This window comes from Mycobacterium sp. NGS22 (assembly GCF_059813095.1).
Genome location: NZ_JCALDY010000028.1, coordinates 1 through 19,623 on the forward strand (window position 1 = coordinate 1; position 19,623 = coordinate 19,623).

Here is a 19,623-nt window from a genome sequence, read left to right on the forward strand (position 1 = left end):
CCTGTGGGTGCTGGCGGCCACCGGCTACGGGCGATTCTGCGTCGAGACCGGGCGGCTTTCCGAGGCGGAACCCTGGCTGCGTCGTGCCGGTGCCCGGGCGCAGGCCAACGGCTGGGAACTCGCCAGCGCCAGAACACAACTCGAGCGCGCCGCGGCGTCGTGGGCGCTCGGTGACCACCACACCACCGAACAGTTGGTGTCCGACGCCTACCCGGTGATCGCGCGTTACGCGCGGGCCCACGACGTGTCTCGCTGCTGGCTCTACTTGGGTCTGACCCGGTTGGCCGGCGGCGCACTACAGGCCGCCGACGAGTGCTGGGAGCACGCCGAACGGCACTGGCGCGAACTGGGCAAACCGTTGCATCTGCACCGGATCCTGTTGCAGCGCAGCTGGATAGCGATCTTCTGCGGGCGCTTCGACACCGCCGTCGAGCTCATCGCCCAGGCGCGGGAGTTGCTGGACTCCGCACCGCGCAGCAGCTGGCTGCAGTACGCGCTGCTCGACAACCATCTCGGAACGGTGTGGCGCGCGGATGCTTTGGCGGACCTGGGTTTCGACGGATCGGGCGATCCCGGTGAGTCGTTGCAGCAGAACGAGGCCCGTCACGCCGCATCGCTCGGTGTGCTACGCGGCGAGGTCGGCACGCCGCAGTATCAGCGGGCGATGACCAAGCTCCAACAGGCGGCCGAACTCAAGATACCGGCGGCGCTGGCCGTGGACTCGGTGCGCTATTCGATCTCCGACGCCGCCGCGAGAGCACGCTGGGCGACGCATGTTTCGGCACCCGTCCTGGCCGGTGCCTTCGCAGTCGCCTGGGAATGGGAAAACACCGAGCTGCTCAGTGAGTTGGTCGAGTATCACAGTGCGCGAGGCACTCTGAACACCGAACAACCGGTCCGGCAAGTCGTCGAATGGGAGTCGACCGCCGTCTCGCCGGCGTTCGTCGACGACGAATTGGCAACCACTGCATCGGGACCGTCGCCGCGAGAAGTCCGGTCGCTGAACAGGATCGGCCCGTTGCCTCCATTGCGGATGCACCCCGACGACGAGCCGATCATGAGTCACTATCGTGCACTGGCATTGCATCGGTACGGCCGTGAAGTCACCGCGGCCGAGCCGGCCTGGTCGACGTGGCCGTGACCGTCCCGACACTGGTCCTGCGGTATGCCGACATCGGCATCGCCACCTACGCCAGCCTGCGGGTGGTGGGCGAGCCGTCCAGAACGGTCAACTGGGTGGTCGAAGATCCAATCCTGTTGGCGGCGTTGGCGGAACTGGCCGATGCGCTTCCGGAACCGGTGGGTGCCGAGAGCCGGCGTGAGGCGATCGAGCGGGCACTGACACGCGGTCCGTTCGCGACACAAGAGGCCGAGCTGACAACCTCCTACATTCTGGGTGTGCTGCTGATCGGCGCTGCCGGCTGGCAGTTGCTCGCCGAGTGCATGGGCCAGTCTTCGGGCACGCGGCCGAGATTGTTCGTCTCGCCCAGTGCGCGGCTGGCCCGCGTCCCGTGGGGGCAACTCGCGCTGCCGAAGTCGGGTCCGAGCAACGAAGAGCTGGCTCGCGCGCGACACGACGCGATCACCGCCAGCGGCAGGCACGCCGCCCGAATCCCTTGGCAATTGGCTGATATCAGGGAACACACCGACGGTTACCGGTTGATGGAGCTGGTTGACGTGCTGCTGGCGGCGCCGCAGCACATAGTGCACGCACACCGCGCACCGGCCAGCTGGACTGCCCGGCAGGCCGGCCCGGTACTGCTGGTCCTGGACCCTCGGGTGCCGGGGCAGCGACCGGACTCGGCGCTGGGTTCGGTGCTGGGCAGACCATCCGAACAGACCCCGCTGGCTCGCCATTTCGCTGGGTTGATGCAGCGCCGCGCGGTGTTGCCGGAAGTGGACTCCGTCGTCTCGCTGTTCCGGCGGCAGGACGCCGATCGCGGATGGTTGGCCAAATTGCTTGCACGACAACCAAGCCGGTTGCTTTACCTGGGGCACGCGAGTTCGGCCGACGGCGAAGTCGGTCACGCCGACCGGGCTTCACTGCACCTCGCGTGTACCGCCCGCATCCCCGGGGACGCCGCGGCAGTCGGCGATCACCGACCGCTGACCGCGTCGGACCTGATGGCACTGCGCTTGCCGATGCCGCCCCGGGTTGCGCTGTTGGCCTGTGCATCCGGCGGTGACTACCAGTTCGACGAGGCAACGGGTCTGGTGGCAGCGATGATCCTGGGTGGCGCCCAGTTGGTGACCGCAACCCTGTGGTCATTACCCACCACGGCGGCGTACCGCCAATTCGGCCCGCCCACAGCCGGTTCCGTCGACCCGATGGCCGAGCTGGTCACGGCGGTCGACGACGCGCACGAAGAGGCCGACGTGGGATGCGCGGTGAATCGTTGGCAACGCGCCCAGATGCGGCGCTGGCGGGACGGCGATGTCACCGCCAGCCCGCTGTACTGGGGCGCGCTGGTCACCTTCGCCGTCGACGGCGCCCGATGACGTTCAGGCAAGCGCCAATCCGCCGGCGCGGACGGCCAATACGTCATCGGGCAGCGTGAGTTGCTCGCGGGCCTCGGGGTCGAAGGCCACCAGCACCAGCAATCCCGGCCGCAAACTCGGCAAGTCCCCGTCCTCGCCATGCACCAGCCGGCCGATGAAGGTGTCGCCGTGCACACTGGACACCTCGATCAGGATCTGGCGTTCCTCGGCGGCGCGCACCGTGCCCACCCCGACGGCCAGACCCCGACCGGCGTGCGGAAGCAACAGCTTGCGGAGGGCGCGGTAGATGGTGGTTGCGATCAGGGCGATCTCGGCGCCCAGGGCCGACATTTTCGTCTTGTTCATGCCAGCAGCTTCACCGGGCCGGCCGGCTACCGAACCCAACTTTGCGGGTACCGGGATTTTCGGCACTGCCCCTATCCTGTGGTCATGAGCGCCGATCCGCAGCTGCCGACTGCCTTGACCGGGCATCCGCGCCGCGCGGTCATCGACCAGGCCTGGCGCGCAATCGGTCCCGGGGTCGAGGTGCTCAGCAGCGACGACGGCGGTCCGCTCAGCAGGACGGTCAAACGCATCCTTGATCCGCTGGTGCTGCGGCTGCGCTCCAACCCGCAGTATTCGGCGCCGGTGGTGGCTGCCGACACGGCCGCCGCCATGCACGGCCTGATCGTCGACAGTGCCGACCAATTGCGTTTCGCCGCAGCCTGGTTCGAGGTACTGAAGCTGGAGCGACGCCGGTTGCGGATCCGCAGCGGCAACGCTCAGGAGCTGTACTTTCCGGTGTGCTTCGAGCTCGCGGTCACCAAAGGCGCACCCGCACCGCAAGATCGCGAAACCGCGGCCGCGGTATTGCACGACGTGCACCAGGGCCGGGACCGTACCGCGATCGAGGTGCTCAACGACTACGTTGCCGATCCGCGGGTGGTCGCCTCGTTGTCGGCGCAGTTGCAACGGAGTTGGCGTGACGTGCGGGCCGAAGCCGCCGTGCTGGAGCCGTTTCTGGCCGAGCTGGCCACCGTGCTGGGCCCGGCCAACACTCACAACGCAACCATGACGCGCCAGCGGGTGTGGTCGGCCATGATCGAGGACCCGGCCCCGTACCAGCTGGGTGCCCTGGCCCGCGTGTCGGACGTCGAGCTGCCCTGGTCCGTCGTCGAATTGGGATTGAGTTCGGTTGCGCCCCAACGGATCCCGCAAGTCGTCGGCGGCCCGGACAGCGACCGGCCGCTGGACCGCACCGTGGTGGACCGCGTTCGCGCGACGTTGCGGCGTTCACTGGACCGCGACGCGCTGCCCGACATCCCGTTGCTGTGCGCCGAAGAAGTGGACCGGGCCAGCGCGCCCTGGGGTCTGCTGTCCGAGGACAAGCAGGCCACGATGGTGGCCGGCATCGAGGTCGCCGTCGAACTGAAACCGTTGGACCGCACGGTGACCAGCCGCTACGCGCTGGCCGCCCAGATTCAGGCCAGGCTGCGCAAGGAGGCGTACGTGCTGCACGCCCGGCGATACCTGGCCGCTGGCGGGCCGATCCATCCACGGCAACGACAGGTGGTCGACGACCTGGCCGCATTCGCGCAGCCGTACCTCAGCCGCTTGTGGGCCCGGTTGCACGGCCGCGACGTGTGGCAGGAACCGTGCGATGACGTCGACGAGGTGCGTGCGTTGCTGGACGGAGTCGCCAGGTCGGTGAGCCTGGATCACCGGCAACGGATCAAGTCGATGCTGGAATTGCAGGTGGCGGGATGAGACTGGTCGCCGAGCTCGGTCAGCACCCGTCGCCGCTACTGGCCGTGCTGGAAGTCAGCGGCGCGGTGTTGTCCTGGCTGGTGGACGAGCCGGCTGCGGATGCCGCGATCGCCGTGACCGACCCGATCCAAGCGGATTGGCTGTGGCGCATCGTAGGTCCGCACGGCCACGCCGCGCTGCTCGCGACCGACGAACCTGCCGATCTCTCCGGCGTAGCCGTCGTGCCGGGTTCGCTGGAACCGTTGCGCCGACTGGCGATCGGGCACTGGCTGCGGCGGTGGTGGCCGGCCAGCCAGCGCGACGGCATCCCCCACCTCGACCAAACCCTGCTCGACGTCGAGGTCGCGCTGCTCACAGCCGCCGCGCAGGACTACTTCACCGAAGACACCCTGGACTCCGACGCCACCGGTCTGCTCGTTCCGCACGCGGCGGCATTGACCGCCTACCTCGGTGTGGACGATCCGCGGGTACGCAAGCTGGTGCGGGCCGGCTCCGAACTCGCCGACGAGATCGGACTGGACGGCACCGGATGGTCGGAACTGGCTGCGGCACTGGATGATTCGAGTCCGGTGGCGAGTATGCAGACCGGCCGTCAGGATGACTACGCGCTGGCGGCCGGCTCCGAAGCGCCGAGCCGGACCGGCACAGCGATCGGCCGCGGAGTCGTGTCGATCAACTGGGCGGCGGTGCCGCCGGGAATCTTCGACGCGGCCGAGGACACGGTCGAGTGGAGCGTGCAGGCGAGCGGTCCGACCGTCGTCGCCGTCGTGCGTGCGGCCGTCATCGGCCCCGAACCGGCGACCGATGTCACGGTCCGCATCGAGTCGGGGGATGTCGGCGGCGCCGGCGCGCTCGATGCGGGTGGCCGGGCCACCGTGCCGCTGTCGGACGCGCAGCGACAGGCGATGACGGAATCGGCGGCCTGGAACCACGATTGGCCGGTGACGTCGGTGGTCGTCGGTGCGCCGGTCGACGAGTCGCGCGAGGTCCGGGACCGAGTCCGCCGCTGGGTGCGGGCACGACTGGACCAGCCGCCGGCCGACGCATTCCTCGCCGAGATCCTGGCGGCCGAATCCTCTTACTGAGCGCGACCCACGTGCCTATGCTGAGCGAGTGCCCAACAAATATCGCGTCGTGCAATGGACCACCGGCAATGTCGGCAAGAGCTCGCTGCAGTCACTTGCGACCAATCCCCTGTTCGAAGTGGTGGGTTGCTACGCCTGGTCGGCGGACAAGGCCGGCCGGGACGCCGGTGAGCTGGTCGGCATCGAGCCGCTGGGGATAAGCGCCACCAACGACGTCGAGGAGTTGCTGGCCCTCAAACCGGACTGTGTGGTCTACAACCCGATGTGGATCGACGTCGACGAGCTGGTGCGGATCCTGTCGGCGGGTGTGAACGTGGTGACGACGGCATCGTTCATCACCGGGCACAACCTGGGCGCCGGGCGCGACCGGATCCTCGAAGCGTGCGAGAAGGGCGGCTCGACGATGTTCGGGTCCGGAGTGAGCCCGGGTTTCGCCGAGCTGTTGGCCATCGTGTCGGCGATGGTGTGCAACCGGGTCGACAAGGTCACCGTCAACGAGGCCGCCGACACCACGTTCTACGACTCACCCGACACCGAGAAGCCGGTCGGGTTCGGCCAGCCGATCGACAACCCCGACCTGCCGCAGATGGCAGAGAAGGGCACGGCGATCTTCGGGGAGGCGGTCCGGTTGGTCGCCGACGCGCTCGGTGTCGAACTGGACGAGGTGCGCTGCGTGGCCGAATTCGCCCAGACCACAGAAGATCTCGCGATGGAGTCCTGGACCATCGACGCCGGCTGCGTGGCCGGGGTCTATATCAGTTGGCAGGGGATCGTCGGCGGCAACACCGTCGTAGACCTGAACGTGCGCTGGCGCAAAGGGCAGACCCTGGAACCAGACTGGAAGATCGACCAGGATGGTTGGGTCATCCAGGTCGACGGCCAGCCCACGGTGACCACCAAGGTCGGCTTCCTGCCGCCGCCATACTTCCAGGCCACCACGCTTGCCGAGTTCATGACGCTCGGCCACATCATGACGGCCATGCCGGCGATCCACGCGATCCCCGCCGTGGTGGCCGCCGCACCCGGCATCGCGACCTACGCCGACCTGCCCCTGACGCTGCCGCGCGGCACGGTTCCCACCGGATGACCCGTATGAAGCGGTAGGCCAGCGGGTATGCCACACCCATGGCTAACAACAGGTTCAGCAACAGCGCCCAGTACTGGGGCGGCAGGGCCAAGGAAACCTTCGGCAGACTCAGCGGCAACAGACGCACCGAGTTCGAGGGAATCCTCGATCAAACGAAAGCGAACATCAAGGACACCGGGGTCCGGGTCAGGGACGCGTGGCGACAGCAACAGCGGCGAGGGTTTCGTCGGCACCCGCAGTCGGGTATTCGCTGAGGGTCCCCAACGCAAACCGACAGGAGTGAGGACGCGATGAGCGGCGAAGACAAGGTCAAGAACAAGATCGAAGACGTGGGCGGCAAGGCCAAGGAGGCCGTCGGTAGGGCTACCGGCGACCGGGACACCGAGAACGAGGGTCGATTCGACCAGGCCAAGTCGAGCCTCAAGGACGCCGGCGAGAAGATCAAGGACGCGTTCAAGAAGTAATCCTGCCGCTGAATTGTCCCGCGCGAGCGCCGGATCCGGTCCGTCTCGCGCGGGACAATTTTGTCCGAAACCCATTGCGGCGCCGAAATTCCCGCGGTTGAGTCACCGAATTCTGGTTATCCCTAGCGGATCGTCGAGAGAGGTTTGCACATGACTGTCATCGAATCAACTCGCCGCTTCGGGGCGGGCACCGCAGTGGCCGCGTTCCTCGGCGCCGCCACGCTGCTGGGCACGCCCGCGCCTGCCGCGTCGGCGGCACCCTGCCCCGATGTCGAGGTGGTGTTTGCCCGGGGCAGCGGCGAAGCGCCCGGCGTGGGCGGTGTCGGGCAATCGTTCGTCAACGCATTGCAGTCGGCGATCGGCGCCAGGTCGCTGGCCGTGTACGCGGTCAACTACCCGGCGAGCACCGACTTCAACAGCAGCGAGTTCTCGCTCGGCGTCATCGACGGGATCCGCGACGCGGGCGGGCACATCGAGTCGATGGCGTCGAACTGTCCCAACACCAGGGAAGTCCTGGGCGGATACTCTCAAGGCGCGGCAGTGGCGGGCTACGTCACTTCCCCGGCCGTGCCGGAGGGCGTGCCGGCGTCGGCGGTGCCACAGCCACTGGCGCCGGAGATCGCGAACCACGTCGCCGCGGTCACCCTGTTCGGTACGCCGTCGCCGCAATTCCTCAGTCAGTATGGGGCGCCGCAGATCACGATCGGTCCGCTGTATCAGCCCAAGACCATCCAGCAGTGCGCCCAGGGCGACAACATCTGCTCGGGTCCACCCGGGGGTCCTGGGATCGAGCACATTTCGTACTCGGTGAATGGGATGGCAAACCAGGCCGCGGAATTCGCCGCGAGCCGTCTGTAGCAGAATCGCAGCATGCGCGTTCTGATAACCGGTGGCACTGGATTCGTCGGCGGTTGGACCGCCAAAGCTATTGCGGACGCGGGCCATTCGGTCCGCTTCCTGGTTCGGACCCCGGCAAAGCTGGAGACCTCCGTCGGCAAGCTGGGCGTCGACATCTCCGATTACGTCCAGGGCGACATCAAGGACCGCGAATCGGTGCGCGAAGCGCTGACCGGTTGCGACGCCGTCGTGCACGGTGCGGCCCTGGTCGCCACCGACCCGCGGCAGACCCCGGAGATGCTCAGCACCAACATGGACGGCGCCCGCAATGTCCTTGGTCAGGCCGTCCAGCTCGGGCTTGACCCGGTGATTCACGTCTCGAGCTTCACCGCGCTTTTCCACCCCGGTTTGGAGACGTTGAGCGCGGACCTGCCGGTGGTCGGCGGCAGGGACGGTTACGGCACATCCAAGGCGCAGGTCGAGATCTATGCCCGCGGTCTCCAGGACGCCGGCGCCCCGGTGAACATCACCTATCCCGGCATGGTGCTCGGCCCGCCGGTCGGCGACCAATACGGTGAAGCCGGCGAGGGTGTGCGGGTGGCGCTGCAGATGCACACGATCCCGGGACGCAGCGCGGCCTGGCTGGTGATCGATGCGCGCGATGTCGCGGCGGTGCACGCCGCGCTGCTGGAGCCCGGACGAGGGCCGCGACGGTACATGGTGGGTGGGCACCGGGTCCCGGTCGCCGATCTCGCGGACATGCTGGGTCAGGCCGCAGATACCCGGATGGTCACCGTCCCGGTGCCTGACACGGCGCTGCGAGTCGCCGGGACGCTGCTGGACCTGGCGGGACCGTATCTTCCGTTCGAGAACCCGTTCACCGGGGCGGGCATGCAGTACTACACGCAGATGCCCAGGTCCGACGACTCGCCGAGCGAGCAGGAACTGGGCGTCACCTATCGGGATCCACGCACCACGATCTTCGATACGGTCGCGGCACTGCGCGGGTGACGATCAGTCGTCCTCGTCGTCCGGCTCGATCAGCGGCGGCAGGGGCGGCGAATTCTTGAGCCAATCCTTCAGCCGCAGCAGTCCGTTGATCACGATGGCGAGGCCCAGCAGCACCAGCGTCACCACGATGATGGTGGTGGTCACCGTTCTATGGTGACAGGCTACGAGGCGGGTGCGACCTCCAGCCCGACGTGCACCTTGTCGATGCCGCCCCGCACGATCGAGTGCACGTAGAACCACGGCGCGTGATACCAGTACCGCTTGAGCACGGCGTTGTACACCCGGCGCGTCTCCGACTTGGGCAACACCCGCGCGACGCCCTCGACCGGCTCGCTCTTGGACTTGCCCAGCGACCCGCTCTTGGCGATGGTCACCCTCGGTGTGTTGCGGATGCGCTTCACCTTCCACGAATCGTCGTCGGTGATGATCAGCAGCTTGTCACCGTCCGGGACGCCCCAGATCGCGGTCGGCTTCGCGCGGCCGTCTTTGGTGAACGTCGTCAACAGCAGGTACTTGGACTTGATCACGTCCTGAAAGGTGGGAGCCACGCCCAAACCATTCCCCGTCGCGGCCGGACCCAACCGTGGTTCGGCCCACAGCGGGTCTACTGGATCGGTTCGTCGCCCAGGACGGTGGTGCGCAGCATGTGGCGTGGCGAGTCCGGGTCGTACGGGGCGGCGCGGTGCAGGACGCCGCGGTTGTCCCAGATCACCGTGTCGCCGACCGACCAGTTGTGGCTGTACACCCGCTCGGGAACGGTGGCCCGTTCCAGCAACTCCGCCAACAGGTTCCGGCCCTCGTCGAGGTCCATGCCCACCACGTAGTCCGCAGAAGCGCCGAGTACCAACGACTTTCGTCCGCTGCGATGGGTCCACACCAACGGGTGTTCGTGGGTGCGCCGCGACCGCCACCGCGCCAGTTGCTCCGGGGTGGGGTCGGGGGTGATACGGCGTTGCGAGGCCTCCAACGAGTGCACCACCCGTAACGCGCCGTAGCGCTGCTTCTCCTCGTCGGTCAAAGCGTCATATGCCGCATAGGAATTGGCGAATTCGGTCTCGCCGCCCCACTCGGCGACCTGAATGGCCGAGAGCACGGTGGCCTTCTGTGGGCATTCGTCCCCGGTGGGGGTGCATCCGTCGATATGCCAGTCGAACGTCGCCTTGAGGTAGGCGGCCGAGGAGTTCTTGGACAGATCCAAGGTGATCGGGTAGATGCCGGCCACCGGGTGATGCCCGTCGGAGGAGTGGTCGATCTCGCCGAGCCGACGGCAGAATTCGACCTGCGCTTCAGGCTCGAGCCGCAGATCGCGGAATACCAGTACGCCGTTGTGCTCCAACGCATCCAGGATGGCGCTGCCGTCGTCGGACGCCAGCCGGCTGGGATCCAGGCCGGTGACTTCGGCGCCGACGGACTCGCTGAGTTTGGTGATGGTGAGCAGACTCATTTCGTTCCCTCGTCAGGGCACCGGCTCGCCGGTGCGGATCATCACCGCGTCGGCGGCGTCGGTCGGGGCGGGCTGGTGCATGATCTCCACCGCCATGGCCACCATGATCAGCGAATAGATCAGGTGCAGCAGGTTCAGCACGTCGTCGGGCAGGTCGTCGAGCGGGAACTTGTCGCAGTACTCGATGGCCTCTTCCAGGCGCGGGAAGAACGCATCGTAGAACTGCCGCATCTCGGCCATGCTGCTCGCCAGCCGTTGGTTCCAGCGTTCGGTCTCGGTTGCCAGACACCAGATGCGGGCGTGATCCTCCAGCTCGGCGAATGCGCTGGGCAGCAAGGAATCTGGCATGGTCAGGCTCCCACCGGCGCCGGATTGCGTTCGCGCTGGTACCCCTCGACCCAGTCGACCACGACCTTGTGCAGGTGGCGCACCAGGATCTCCTGGTCGTTGAGCGGGAAGTCGTCGACGATGCCGTATTCCAGTGCGGCCTGGGTGCCGCCGAGCATCCCGGCGTCCTGTAGCGCGAACTCCTTGAGCACCACCGCCGCGACCTCGTGCTCGATGCGTTCCCGCACGGTGCTTGCCGGTGAGAAGTACGTATAGGCCTCGAACCGGTGGGTGTTGTAGGAGGTCGGCCAGTACCGGTAGAGCAGGTACCAGCCACCGTAGATCAAGATCTCGGTGTTGGGGAAGATCTGGAAGTTGCTGATTCCCCACGGATCGATGCCGCCGGGATTCAGACCGGCCGGCAACTCACCGATGTCCGGGGTGCGCCACGGACCGACCAAGCCGCTTCGGGTGGCCCGCTCGATCGGGTACATGTAGTCGGCAGGCAGCAGCCAGCGGCGCCGTCCCGCCGTCGACACCAACCGGTGCGGACCGTCGAGTTGGAAATGGCCGCAAGTGAATCCGGCGTTGGGATCGCGCACCTCGGGCGGCACCTGCTGGGGGTGCAACGAGGGCACGTGGTAGTACTCCTGGAACGCGTCGGCGAAGATCTTCCAGTTGCTGTTGTTGTGCGCGACCCATGCGTAGCGTTCGGTCAGCTTCCCGAACGGATAGCCGTCCAGACCGGTGATCATCGGGCCCAGGAACTCCCGCAGAGTCTGACGGGGCTCGGGATCAAGGTTGATGAAGATGAAGCCGCTCCACACCTCGCAGTGCACGGGGGCCAAACCGTGGTCTGCCGGGTCGAGGTCGAAGAACTCCGAGGACTGCTGCACGAAGTTCAGCGTGCCGTCCAGGCCGTAGCGCCAGCCGTGGTACTTGCAGGTGAACTGGCGGCAGGTGCCGCGGGTCTCTTCGTTGGGAAAGTCGTTCCACACCAGCTTGTTTCCGCGGTGCCGGCACACGTTGTAGAACGCGCGGATGGTTTCGTCACGGCCTTTGACCAGGATGACCGAAACCCGGGCGACCTCGATCTCCTTGGTCAGATAACTGCCGACGCGGGGCAGTTCCTCGACGCGGGCCACGTTCAGCCACGCGCGTTTGAACACGGCCTCACGTTCGAGTTCGTAGAACTCCGGCGACGTGGAGTCGGCGAAAGAGATTGGGCCGGTGCCCAATTCGGGATAGTGCTCGGTCCAGGATCCCTCCGGGGGCCGACCGGGTCGCGTCATGACGAACCTCCTTGCCTCACATCACCGCTCCGCCGTTGACGCCGAGCACCTGGCCGGTGATGAAGCCGGCGGCCTCTGAGCACAGGAAGCCGACGGCGGCGGCGATGTCGGCGCCGGTACCCAGGCGGCCCATCGGGATGTTGGCGGCGATCTCCTCGTTGGACTTCAGGTGTCCCGCCGCCTGTGCCCGATGCTGCATCGGGGTTTCGATGCCCGACGGCGGGATGTTGTTGACGGTGATGCCGTGCGCCGCGTATTCGCGGGCAAGCGATTTGGTGAGCGTGATGACCGCGCCCTTCGAGGCCGCGTAATGCGCGGCGAACGGCGTGCCGCGCTGGGCGCTGGACGACGAGATCATCACGATGCGGCCCCAGTTGGCGGCCAGCATGTCGGGCAGCGCGACCTGGCAGCAGTGGAAGGTGCCGTTCAGGTTGACGTCGACGATCCGGTTCCAGGACTCGGGGTCGATCTCGATGAACGGGGCAATGCCGAACATGCCCGCGCTGGTCACCAACACCGACACGGGGCCGAGCTCGTGGCGTACCTGGCCGAAGGCCCGTTCGACGGCGGCGCGGTCGGTGACGTCGGCTTCGACGCCGATGGCCGTGACCCCTTGTGCGCGTAGGTCTTCGGTGACCCGCTTCGCCGCCTGTTCGTCGAGGTCGAGGACCGCGACCCGGTGACCGAGCCGACCCAGCTCGTGACAGGTCGCCTCGCCCATACCGGAGGCGCCGCCGGTCACCACGGCCACCCGACTCACTCGTAGACCACCCGTACCGTGGCAGTGGTCGGCAGGGACTGACACGTGAGCACCCAACCCTCGGCCACCTCGTCGTCGTCGAGCGCATCGTTGTTGATCATCCGCGCGCCGCCCTCGGTCAGCCGGGCCATACACGTTCCGCAGGAACCGATTTCGCACGACGACGGCGGCTGCAGACCGGCCATGCGGGCGGTCTGCAGCAACGTGTCGCCGGCAGTGTAGGACACGGTGGTGGTGCGGCGGTTCAGCTCGATGGTCACGTGTTCGGTGACCACGACCGGTGTGGGTTCAGGCATCGAGCACCACGGTATCAAGTACTTGTTATCCTTATCAAGTACTAGAGACATGGCTTACACGTGGTCCTTGAACAACTCGTGCCCGGTGCCCTTCTCGACGACCCGGCTCAGCAGGTCACGCAGGTTTACCTGCTCCTCGGCGGTGAGCACCCCGAACACCTTCTCGTGCGCCGCCACCGCGTCGCTGATCACCGTTGTCACCACGGTCCGGCCCTGCTCGGTCAGGCGGGCCCGCAGGATGCGCTTGTGCTGGGGGTCCGGTGTGCGTTCCACCAGGCCGCGGCGTTCCAGTGCGGTCAGCGCGAGTTGCACCCCTTGCGGGGTGATCAACAACCGCCGGGCCAGTTCGGCGCCGGACAGGTCGGGTTCGTTCAGCAGCTGTCGCAGCACCCCGATTTGGGCGGTGCTGACGCCGTGCCCGCTGACCGCGTCGTTCACTGTGGTCAGCGAGAAGTAGAACGCCTGCTTGAGCAGCCACAGCAGATTTTCGGTGAGTTCCATTGCGGGATCGGTCATGTCGGCGCCTTGACGATCTGGCCATCCTTCATCACGAATGAGACTTGCAGCGTGGTGGCGATGTCGTCCGACGGATCTCCGGGCACCGCGATGATGTCGGCGAGGTAACCCGGTGCCAGCCGGCCCAATTCGTGATCGGCTTCGATCAGTTCGGCCGCCACCACCGTGGCGGCTTTCAGCGCTTGCATGGGTGACATGCCGCGGGCGACCAGCGCTCCGAGTTCCTTGGCGTTCTGTCCGTGCGGGATCGCCGGTGCGTCGGTGCCGCAGGCGATGCGCACGCCGGCGGCGATCGCCTTGGGCAGCATGGTCTTTGCGCGGGGAAAGACCTCTTCGGCCTTCTTGCGCAACTCCGGTGCGATCCGGTCGATCGCCATCGCCTCCGTCAGATACGTGGTCGAGACCAGAAACGTGCCGTGGTCGGCCATCATCTGGATGGTGTCGTCGGAGGCCAGGAAGCCGTGTTCGATGCAGTCGATGCCGGCGCGGATGCAGGCCCGGATGGCGGTGTCGCCGACGGCGTGGGCGGCGACGCGCACCCCGGCGCGGTGTGCCTCGTCGGCGATGGCGGCGAACTCGGCGTCGGAGTACTGCTGCGCGCCCGGGGCGGTGCTGTGCGACATCACCCCGCCCGAGGCCGAGACCTTGATCAGCTTGGCGCCGTGGCGGATTTGATAACGGACACAGGCGATGACGTCGGGGACGCCGTTGGCGATGCCCTCGGCGATCGACAGCGGCATGATCCCCGGCGCCAGGCGCTGGAAGACGGTGGGATCGAGGTGTCCGCCGTAGGGGGTGACGGCATGTCCGGCCGGATAGATGCGCGGGCCGACGTGCCAGCCTTGCTCGATGGCGCGCTGCAACGCCACGTCGAGCAGGTAGCCGCCGGTCTTGACCATCAGACCGAGATTGCGCACGGTGGTGAAGCCGGCCTCCAGCGTGGTGCGGGCGTTGACCGCCGCGCGCAGCGTGCGATAGGCCGGGTCGTCCTGGACACCGTGCATGGGGGCCGGTAAGCCTTCGGGGCCACCGGGACCGCCGATGAACAGGTTGAGTTCCATGTCCATCAACCCGGGCAGCAGGGTCACATCACCCAGGTCGACAATGTTGGCCGAATCCGGCAGCGGCTCTTCGGGATTGACCGCGGTGATCCGATTTCCGTCGACCACCACCACGGCCGGCGAGCGCACCTGTCCGGCGTCCACGTCGGCCCAGCGGTCGGCCCGCAGGACGGTGATCACGGGAAGGGCTCGGACACGCAGTCCAGTGTGGACGCGCCTGAATCGGGGACGCGGGGCTGCTTCCAGCACTCCACCGGAAACGACACCATGATCATCGAATACAGCAGATGCATCAGGTTCAGGACGTCCTCGGGCAGGTCGTCGAGCGGGAATTTGTCGCAGTAGGACAGGGCTTCCTCGGCCCGTGGGGTGATCGCGTCGTAGAACGCCTTCATCTCGGTCATCGAGCTGGCCAGTCGCTTGGCGTAGCGCTGCGACTCGGTGGGCAGACACCACTCGGCGAACGACTCGAGATCGGCGAATTCGACTGGCAGAACCGAAGTCTCGGTCATCAGGCCGTCACCCCGGCGCGTTGCTGGTAGTCCTGAATCCAGGCCGCGGTTTCGGAATGCAGGTGCCGAATCAGGATCTCCTGATCGCAGAGCAGGAAGTCGTCGACCACGTTGGACTCGATCATCGACTGGGTGGCCTCCAGCGTGTTGGCGTCCTGCAGGCCGTACTCCTTGAACGACACCGCGGCCAACTCCTGGGCCACACGCTCCCGGGGGGTCCGGGGCTGCGGGAAATACAGTGTGCCCTCGAAGATGTGGCTGTTGTAGGAGGTCGGCCAGTAGTGGTAGGTCAGATACCAGCCCTGACCCCAGAACAGGATCACGAAATTGGGGAACAGCTGGAACGAATCCAGGCCCCACGGATCGCACTTCGCGGGGTTCAGCCCGGCCGGCATCTCGCCCAGATCCGGCTTGTCCCACGGTCCGAACAGCCCGCTCTGGCAGATGTCCTCCATCGGTTTGCGCATCTCCGCCGCCATCTCCCAGGCCCGCACGCCCGAGGTGCTCACCAGTCGGTGCGGGCCGTCCAAGCGGTAATGCGGCGCTTCGAATCCCGCCTCGGCGGCAGCCTTGGAATACGCCGTCGGCGACTGGTTCGCATGCAGTACCGGCGCGTGATAGAACTCCTGGAACGCGTCCATGTAGAGCTTCCAGTTCGCCTTGACCTCCGAGCGGTACTGCCAGCGCGAAGTCATCAGGTCGAACGGATAACCCTCCAACCCCGTCACCATCGGACCCAGGAATTCGCGCAGCGATTGCTCGGGCTGCTTGGCGAAGTTGACGAAGATGAAGCCTTCCCAGACTTCACAGTGCACCGGCACCAGTCCGTACCGGCTCTTGTCGAGGTCGAAGAACTCCTCCTCCTGCTGCACGAAGGTCAGGTTCCCGTCCAGGTCATATCGCCAGGCGTGGTACTTGCAGGTGAATTGCCGGCACACGCCACGGGTCTCTTCGAGCGGCATGTCGTTCCACACCAGCTTGTTACCGCGGTGCCGGCAGACGTTGTGGAAGGCGTTGATTTCGCCTGATCCGTTGCGCACCAGGATGATCGAGGTGTTGGCGACCTTCAGCTCTTTGGTGAAGTAGCTACCCTTGCGCGGAAGTTGTTGTACCCGGCCCACATTCAGCCAGGCGCGCTTGAAGATCGCCGCGCGCTCCAAGTCGTAGATCTCCGGGCTTATCGAGTCCCCGTACGACACCGGTCCGGTGCCCAACTCGGGATAGTGCTGGGTCCAGCTGCCCTCTGGCGGCTTGGGAAATCGGGGCATGACCGCTCCTGTCCGTACTGGTGGCCCGACGGTATATGCTCTACCGGGTAATCGCAAGTAGTTGATACTGCCTGGTGAAAGGGCGCGGATGGAGTCACAGATTTTCGAGGTCATCTCACCACACACCGAGCTACCGATCGCCGAGGTGTCTGCCGCCGGGGAGTCCGACGTCGACGCCGCCGTGCAGGCGGCACGAGCCGCCACCGACGCGTGGGGACGTACCGATCCGTCGGAACGTATTGCCGCGATCCGCCGACTCGCCGAGGTCTACCACGAACGGCGCGCGGAGATGGCGCAGACGATCACCGCCGAGATCGGCGCCCCCATCACCTTTGCCCAGCGCGCTCAGGTCGGCCTGCCGGCGATGATGATGCGCGCGTTCTGCGACCTCGCCGAGCGACACCCCTGGGAAGAGTCCCGGACCGGGTTCTTCGGTGCCGACGTACAGATCCGCAGGGAACCGGTGGGAGTGGTCGCCGCGATCGTGCCGTGGAACATGCCGCAGTTCCTCACCGTCACCAAGTTGGTGCCGGCGTTGCTGGCCGGATGTGCGGTGGTGCTCAAGCCCGCCCCCGAATCTCCTTTGGACGCTTTGCTTTTAGCCGAGATGCTCGGCACGCTAAATCTGTCGCCCGGTCTGGTCAGCGTGGTCCCCGGGGACCGCGCCGTCGGCGAAGCGCTGGTCTCGCACCCCGGCGTCGACAAGGTGTCCTTTACCGGGTCCACTGCGGCCGGTCGTGCCGTCGCGGCCGCATGCGGCGCGAACCTGACCAAGGTGAGCCTGGAACTCGGCGGCAAATCCGCGGCCGTGGTCCTCGACGATGCGGACCCAGCCAAGGTCGCCGCCGGGGTGCGGTCGGCCAGCTTGTCCAACAGCGGCCAGATCTGCAACGCGTTGACCCGGGTGCTGGTCCCCGAGCACCGTCACGACGAGTACGTCGACGCGCTGGCATCCGAGATGGCCGGCCTGCGCGTCGGCGACCCGGACGACCCCAAGACCCAACTCGGGCCGCTGGTCTCGCAACGTCAACAGAGCAGAGTCCGCGAGTACATCGAGATCGGTCAGCACGAAGGAGCGCGACTGGTCCTCGGCGGTGCCGACATGCCCGACGGCCTCGATGCCGGCTGGTACGTCAAACCCACCCTGTTCGCCGACGCCGACAACACCATGCGCATCGCGCGCGAAGAGATCTTCGGGCCGGTCATCACCGTCATCCCTTACCGCGACGAAGACGACGCGGTGGCTATCGCCAACGACTCCGACTACGGCCTGGCCGGTTCGGTGTGGACCGGTGACACCGACCGGGCGCTGGCGATCGCTGGGCGCATCCGCACCGGGACGCTGGGCATCAACCAGGGTTACACCATGGACCCGTTCGCGCCGTTCGGCGGCGTCAAAGGCAGTGGCTATGGGCGAGAGCTGGGACCCGAAGGGTTGGACGCGTACCTGGACATCAAGTCCATCGCGGTGTGAGGCGTTGCCGCGTGAACCCTGGGCCTTGCGCGTGAAGCCTTGGCGTTGAGTGTGAAACCTGGGCTTTCAGAGTGAAACCTGGGCGGGATTTCGCCGAGATTTCCACCCTACGTTCACCGCGAAAGCCGTGGATTCACAATTAAAGCCAACGTTTCACACTCATGTCGCTGCGCGACCCTAGTGCCAGTAAAAGTCCCGGGAAAACATCGGCGTAAACGCGCAGATCGCGGCCGCTTCGGCGCGGAGGATTTCGGTTGGTTATGAGATGCGTGCGGATCAGGCCGCCCGGTCGCAGCATGGAGTTATGCGCAGCATCCCCGCAGTGACGATCACCCTGACAGCAGCACTGATCACCCCAGCCCACGCGTCCGCTGCCGCGTGCCCGGACGTCGAGGTGACCTTCGCCCGCGGCACCAACGAGCCTCCCGGCGTCGGCGGCGTCGGGCAGGCTTTCATCGACTCGCTGCGCTCGCAGGTCGGCGGGCGGTCCGTCGGGGTCTACGCCGTGAACTATCCCGCCACCGACGCCTTCGCCAGCAGCTCCGCCGCGGGCGCCGCCGACGCCCGAGCACACGTGCAATCGACCGCCGCGGGTTGCCCCAACACCCGGATGGTGCTCGGCGGCTATTCGCAGGGCGCGGGCGTCATCGACATGGCCACCAACGACCTCGCTCCGCAAGTCGACCATGTCGCCGCCGTCGCCGTCTTCGGCAATCCGCAAAGCGCCTTGTCGAGGCGGCTGGGCGGTGGACGGCTGCCGGAGATCAGCCCGCTCTACCTGCCGAAGACGATCAACCTCTGCGTTCCCGACGACCCGATCTGCTCCGAGGGTAGGAGCGGCGCGGCGCACGTCGCCTACGTCCGGACCGGGATGACGGCGCAGGCCGCGACGTTCGCCGCCGGCCGGATCTAGTCTTCCTTCTTCCGATCCGTGTCCCGGCTCGGCTGCACCCGCTTCGGTTCCCCCGGCATCTTCGGGTAGTTCGGCGGGTACGGCATGTCGCCCAGGCCGCGTTCCTCGTCGGCGTCGACCATGTCCAGCAACCCAGTCAGCGACTGGGCAACCTCGTCGATGCCGGCCCACGGATCGTCGCGGGCCGCCACCATGTCCGGCACCGTCAACATCGTGTAGTCGTCCGGGTCCGCCGACGCGAGCTCGTCCCAGCTCAGCGGCATCGACACCGTCGCGATCGGGGTGCGCCGCACCGAATACGGCGACGCCATGGTGCGGTCGCGGGCGTTCTGGTTGAAGTCGATGAAGATGCGCTCGCCGCGTTCTTCCTTCCACCAGGACGTGGTCACCGCGTCGGGCGCCCGCCGCTCGATTTCGCGGGCCAGCGCGATGCCGGCCCGGCGCACCTGGATGAAGTCCCACTCGGTGGCTATCCGCAGGAACACATGGACGCCGCGACCACCCGACGTCTTCGGGTACCCCACCAGGCCGAGTTCGTCGAGCAGCGGCCGCAGCACCTCGACGGCGACCGTGCGGGCCTCGACGAAGCCGGTGCCCGGCTGCGGATCGAGGTCGATGCGCAACTCGTCGGGGTGCTCGGTATCGGGGCAGCGGACCTGCCAGGGATGCAGCGTGACGGTGCCCATCTGCGCCGCCCACACAATCGCGGCGGGATGGGTCACCTTCAGCGCGTCGGCGGTACGTCCCGACGGGAACGTGATCCGGCAGGTTTCCAGGTAGTCGGGGTGGTGCTGCGGCACCCGCTTCTGGTAGATCTCCTCGCCGTCGATGCCGTCGGGAAACCGTTGCAGATGGGTGGGACGGTCGCGCAATGCCGTCAGCATCGGGCCACGCGCCACCGCCTGGTAGTACTCGACCAGCCGGCCCTTGGTGCCGTCGGATCCGAGCTCGGGGAAATACACCTTGTCGCGGTTGGTCAACCGCACCGAGATGCCGTCGACGTCGAGTTCTTCAGCTGCAGCGGCCATATC

Annotated in this window: 22 protein-coding genes and 2 pseudogenes; 11 read left to right on the plus strand and 13 right to left on the minus strand. The window is 66.8% G+C overall.

Features of this window, described 5'->3' with window-relative positions; translation table 11 throughout:
* Positions 1-1,141: pseudogene (locus AC5Y47_RS21055) on the plus strand (hypothetical protein); the annotation flags it as partial.
* On the plus strand, positions 1,132-2,499 hold the full coding sequence (locus AC5Y47_RS21060) for a CHAT domain-containing protein (RefSeq protein WP_499946192.1): 1,368 nt from the start codon (positions 1,132-1,134) through the stop codon (positions 2,497-2,499). The pseudogene AC5Y47_RS21055 and the gene AC5Y47_RS21060, both read left to right, overlap by 10 nt.
* Positions 2,500-2,502: 3 nt before the next feature.
* Here AC5Y47_RS21060 and AC5Y47_RS21065 read toward each other — a convergent pair whose 3' ends face one another.
* The gene (locus AC5Y47_RS21065) at positions 2,503-2,844 is read right to left on the minus strand and encodes a hypothetical protein (RefSeq protein ID WP_499946193.1); all 342 of its coding nucleotides are present in this window, start codon (positions 2,842-2,844) and stop codon (positions 2,503-2,505) included.
* A gap of 84 nt (positions 2,845-2,928) precedes the next feature.
* On the opposite strand from AC5Y47_RS21065, the gene AC5Y47_RS21070 reads away from it, so the two are divergent.
* From AC5Y47_RS21070 to AC5Y47_RS21100, 7 genes are all read left to right on the plus strand, one after another.
* Positions 2,929-4,245, plus strand: a complete 1,317-nt coding sequence (locus AC5Y47_RS21070) for a hypothetical protein (protein WP_499946194.1) — start codon at positions 2,929-2,931, stop codon at positions 4,243-4,245.
* A complete protein-coding gene (locus tag AC5Y47_RS21075; RefSeq protein ID WP_499946195.1) occupies positions 4,242-5,330 on the plus strand; it encodes a hypothetical protein in 1,089 nt (362 codons plus the stop codon). The genes AC5Y47_RS21070 and AC5Y47_RS21075 overlap by 4 nt, the downstream gene beginning before the upstream one ends.
* 28 nt (positions 5,331-5,358) lie before the next feature.
* A complete protein-coding gene (locus AC5Y47_RS21080; protein ID WP_499946196.1) occupies positions 5,359-6,417 on the plus strand; it encodes an NAD(P)H-dependent amine dehydrogenase family protein in 1,059 nt (352 codons plus the stop codon).
* 38 nt (positions 6,418-6,455) lie between these two features.
* A complete protein-coding gene (locus tag AC5Y47_RS21085) occupies positions 6,456-6,671 on the plus strand; it encodes a CsbD family protein (protein WP_499946197.1) in 216 nt (71 codons plus the stop codon).
* Positions 6,672-6,707: 36 nt separating this feature from the next.
* Entirely contained in the window at positions 6,708-6,881 is a 174-nt protein-coding gene (locus AC5Y47_RS21090) for a CsbD family protein (protein ID WP_499946198.1), read from the plus strand.
* A 150-nt stretch (positions 6,882-7,031) separates the two neighbouring features.
* Entirely contained in the window at positions 7,032-7,739 is a 708-nt protein-coding gene (locus AC5Y47_RS21095) for a cutinase family protein (protein ID WP_499946199.1), read from the plus strand.
* Positions 7,740-7,751: 12 nt separating this feature from the next.
* Positions 7,752-8,729: an NAD-dependent epimerase/dehydratase family protein gene (locus tag AC5Y47_RS21100; protein ID WP_499946200.1), complete on the plus strand. Its 978-nt coding sequence runs from the start codon at positions 7,752-7,754 to the stop codon at positions 8,727-8,729.
* A gap of 3 nt (positions 8,730-8,732) precedes the next feature.
* Here the strand turns inward: AC5Y47_RS21100 and AC5Y47_RS21105 are convergent, their stop codons facing one another.
* From AC5Y47_RS21105 to AC5Y47_RS21155, 11 genes and pseudogenes are all read right to left on the minus strand, one after another.
* The gene (locus AC5Y47_RS21105) at positions 8,733-8,873 is read right to left on the minus strand and encodes a hypothetical protein (protein ID WP_499946201.1); all 141 of its coding nucleotides are present in this window, start codon (positions 8,871-8,873) and stop codon (positions 8,733-8,735) included.
* A 17-nt stretch (positions 8,874-8,890) separates the two neighbouring features.
* Positions 8,891-9,277 carry a PPOX class F420-dependent oxidoreductase gene (locus AC5Y47_RS21110; RefSeq protein ID WP_499946202.1) on the minus strand — a complete coding sequence of 129 codons (387 nt, stop codon included), beginning with the start codon at positions 9,275-9,277 and terminating at the stop codon, positions 8,891-8,893.
* A 56-nt stretch (positions 9,278-9,333) separates the two neighbouring features.
* Positions 9,334-10,173, minus strand: coding sequence for a TauD/TfdA dioxygenase family protein (locus AC5Y47_RS21115; protein WP_499946203.1), 840 nt, complete (start codon positions 10,171-10,173; stop codon positions 9,334-9,336).
* A 12-nt stretch (positions 10,174-10,185) separates the two neighbouring features.
* Positions 10,186-10,521, minus strand: a complete 336-nt coding sequence (locus tag AC5Y47_RS21120; RefSeq protein WP_499946204.1) for a hypothetical protein — start codon at positions 10,519-10,521, stop codon at positions 10,186-10,188.
* A gap of 2 nt (positions 10,522-10,523) precedes the next feature.
* Complete coding sequence (locus tag AC5Y47_RS21125) at positions 10,524-11,792, minus strand: aromatic ring-hydroxylating oxygenase subunit alpha (protein ID WP_499946205.1); 1,269 nt, start codon at positions 11,790-11,792, stop codon at positions 10,524-10,526.
* A 16-nt stretch (positions 11,793-11,808) separates the two neighbouring features.
* Positions 11,809-12,552, minus strand: a complete 744-nt coding sequence (locus tag AC5Y47_RS21130) for an SDR family NAD(P)-dependent oxidoreductase (RefSeq protein WP_499946206.1) — start codon at positions 12,550-12,552, stop codon at positions 11,809-11,811.
* A pseudogene (locus tag AC5Y47_RS21135) lies at positions 12,549-12,839 on the minus strand (2Fe-2S iron-sulfur cluster-binding protein); the annotation flags it as partial. The pseudogene AC5Y47_RS21135 and the gene AC5Y47_RS21130, both read right to left, overlap by 4 nt.
* Before the next feature lie 63 nt (positions 12,840-12,902).
* Positions 12,903-13,349, minus strand: a complete 447-nt coding sequence (locus AC5Y47_RS21140) for a MarR family winged helix-turn-helix transcriptional regulator (protein ID WP_499946246.1) — start codon at positions 13,347-13,349, stop codon at positions 12,903-12,905.
* Between the two features lie 11 nt (positions 13,350-13,360).
* Positions 13,361-14,605: a metal-dependent hydrolase family protein gene (locus AC5Y47_RS21145; RefSeq protein ID WP_499946207.1), complete on the minus strand. Its 1,245-nt coding sequence runs from the start codon at positions 14,603-14,605 to the stop codon at positions 13,361-13,363.
* The gene (locus AC5Y47_RS21150; RefSeq protein ID WP_499946208.1) at positions 14,602-14,937 is read right to left on the minus strand and encodes a hypothetical protein; all 336 of its coding nucleotides are present in this window, start codon (positions 14,935-14,937) and stop codon (positions 14,602-14,604) included. Before AC5Y47_RS21150 ends, AC5Y47_RS21145 begins: the two co-directional genes overlap by 4 nt.
* A complete protein-coding gene (locus AC5Y47_RS21155; RefSeq protein ID WP_499946209.1) occupies positions 14,937-16,205 on the minus strand; it encodes an aromatic ring-hydroxylating oxygenase subunit alpha in 1,269 nt (422 codons plus the stop codon). The genes AC5Y47_RS21150 and AC5Y47_RS21155 overlap by 1 nt, the downstream gene beginning before the upstream one ends.
* A gap of 88 nt (positions 16,206-16,293) precedes the next feature.
* Between AC5Y47_RS21155 and AC5Y47_RS21160 the strand changes: the two genes are divergently transcribed.
* Entirely contained in the window at positions 16,294-17,679 is a 1,386-nt protein-coding gene (locus AC5Y47_RS21160) for an aldehyde dehydrogenase (protein WP_499946210.1), read from the plus strand.
* Positions 17,680-17,944: 265 nt separating this feature from the next.
* On the plus strand, positions 17,945-18,592 hold the full coding sequence (locus tag AC5Y47_RS21165; RefSeq protein WP_499946211.1) for a cutinase family protein: 648 nt from the start codon (positions 17,945-17,947) through the stop codon (positions 18,590-18,592).
* Here AC5Y47_RS21165 and ligD read toward each other — a convergent pair.
* Positions 18,589-19,620 (minus strand): non-homologous end-joining DNA ligase, encoded by a 1,032-nt coding sequence (gene ligD / locus AC5Y47_RS21170; RefSeq protein ID WP_499946212.1) that lies wholly within the window; start codon positions 19,618-19,620, stop codon positions 18,589-18,591. The genes AC5Y47_RS21165 and ligD overlap by 4 nt on opposite strands.
* Positions 19,621-19,623: the final 3 nt, after the last annotated feature.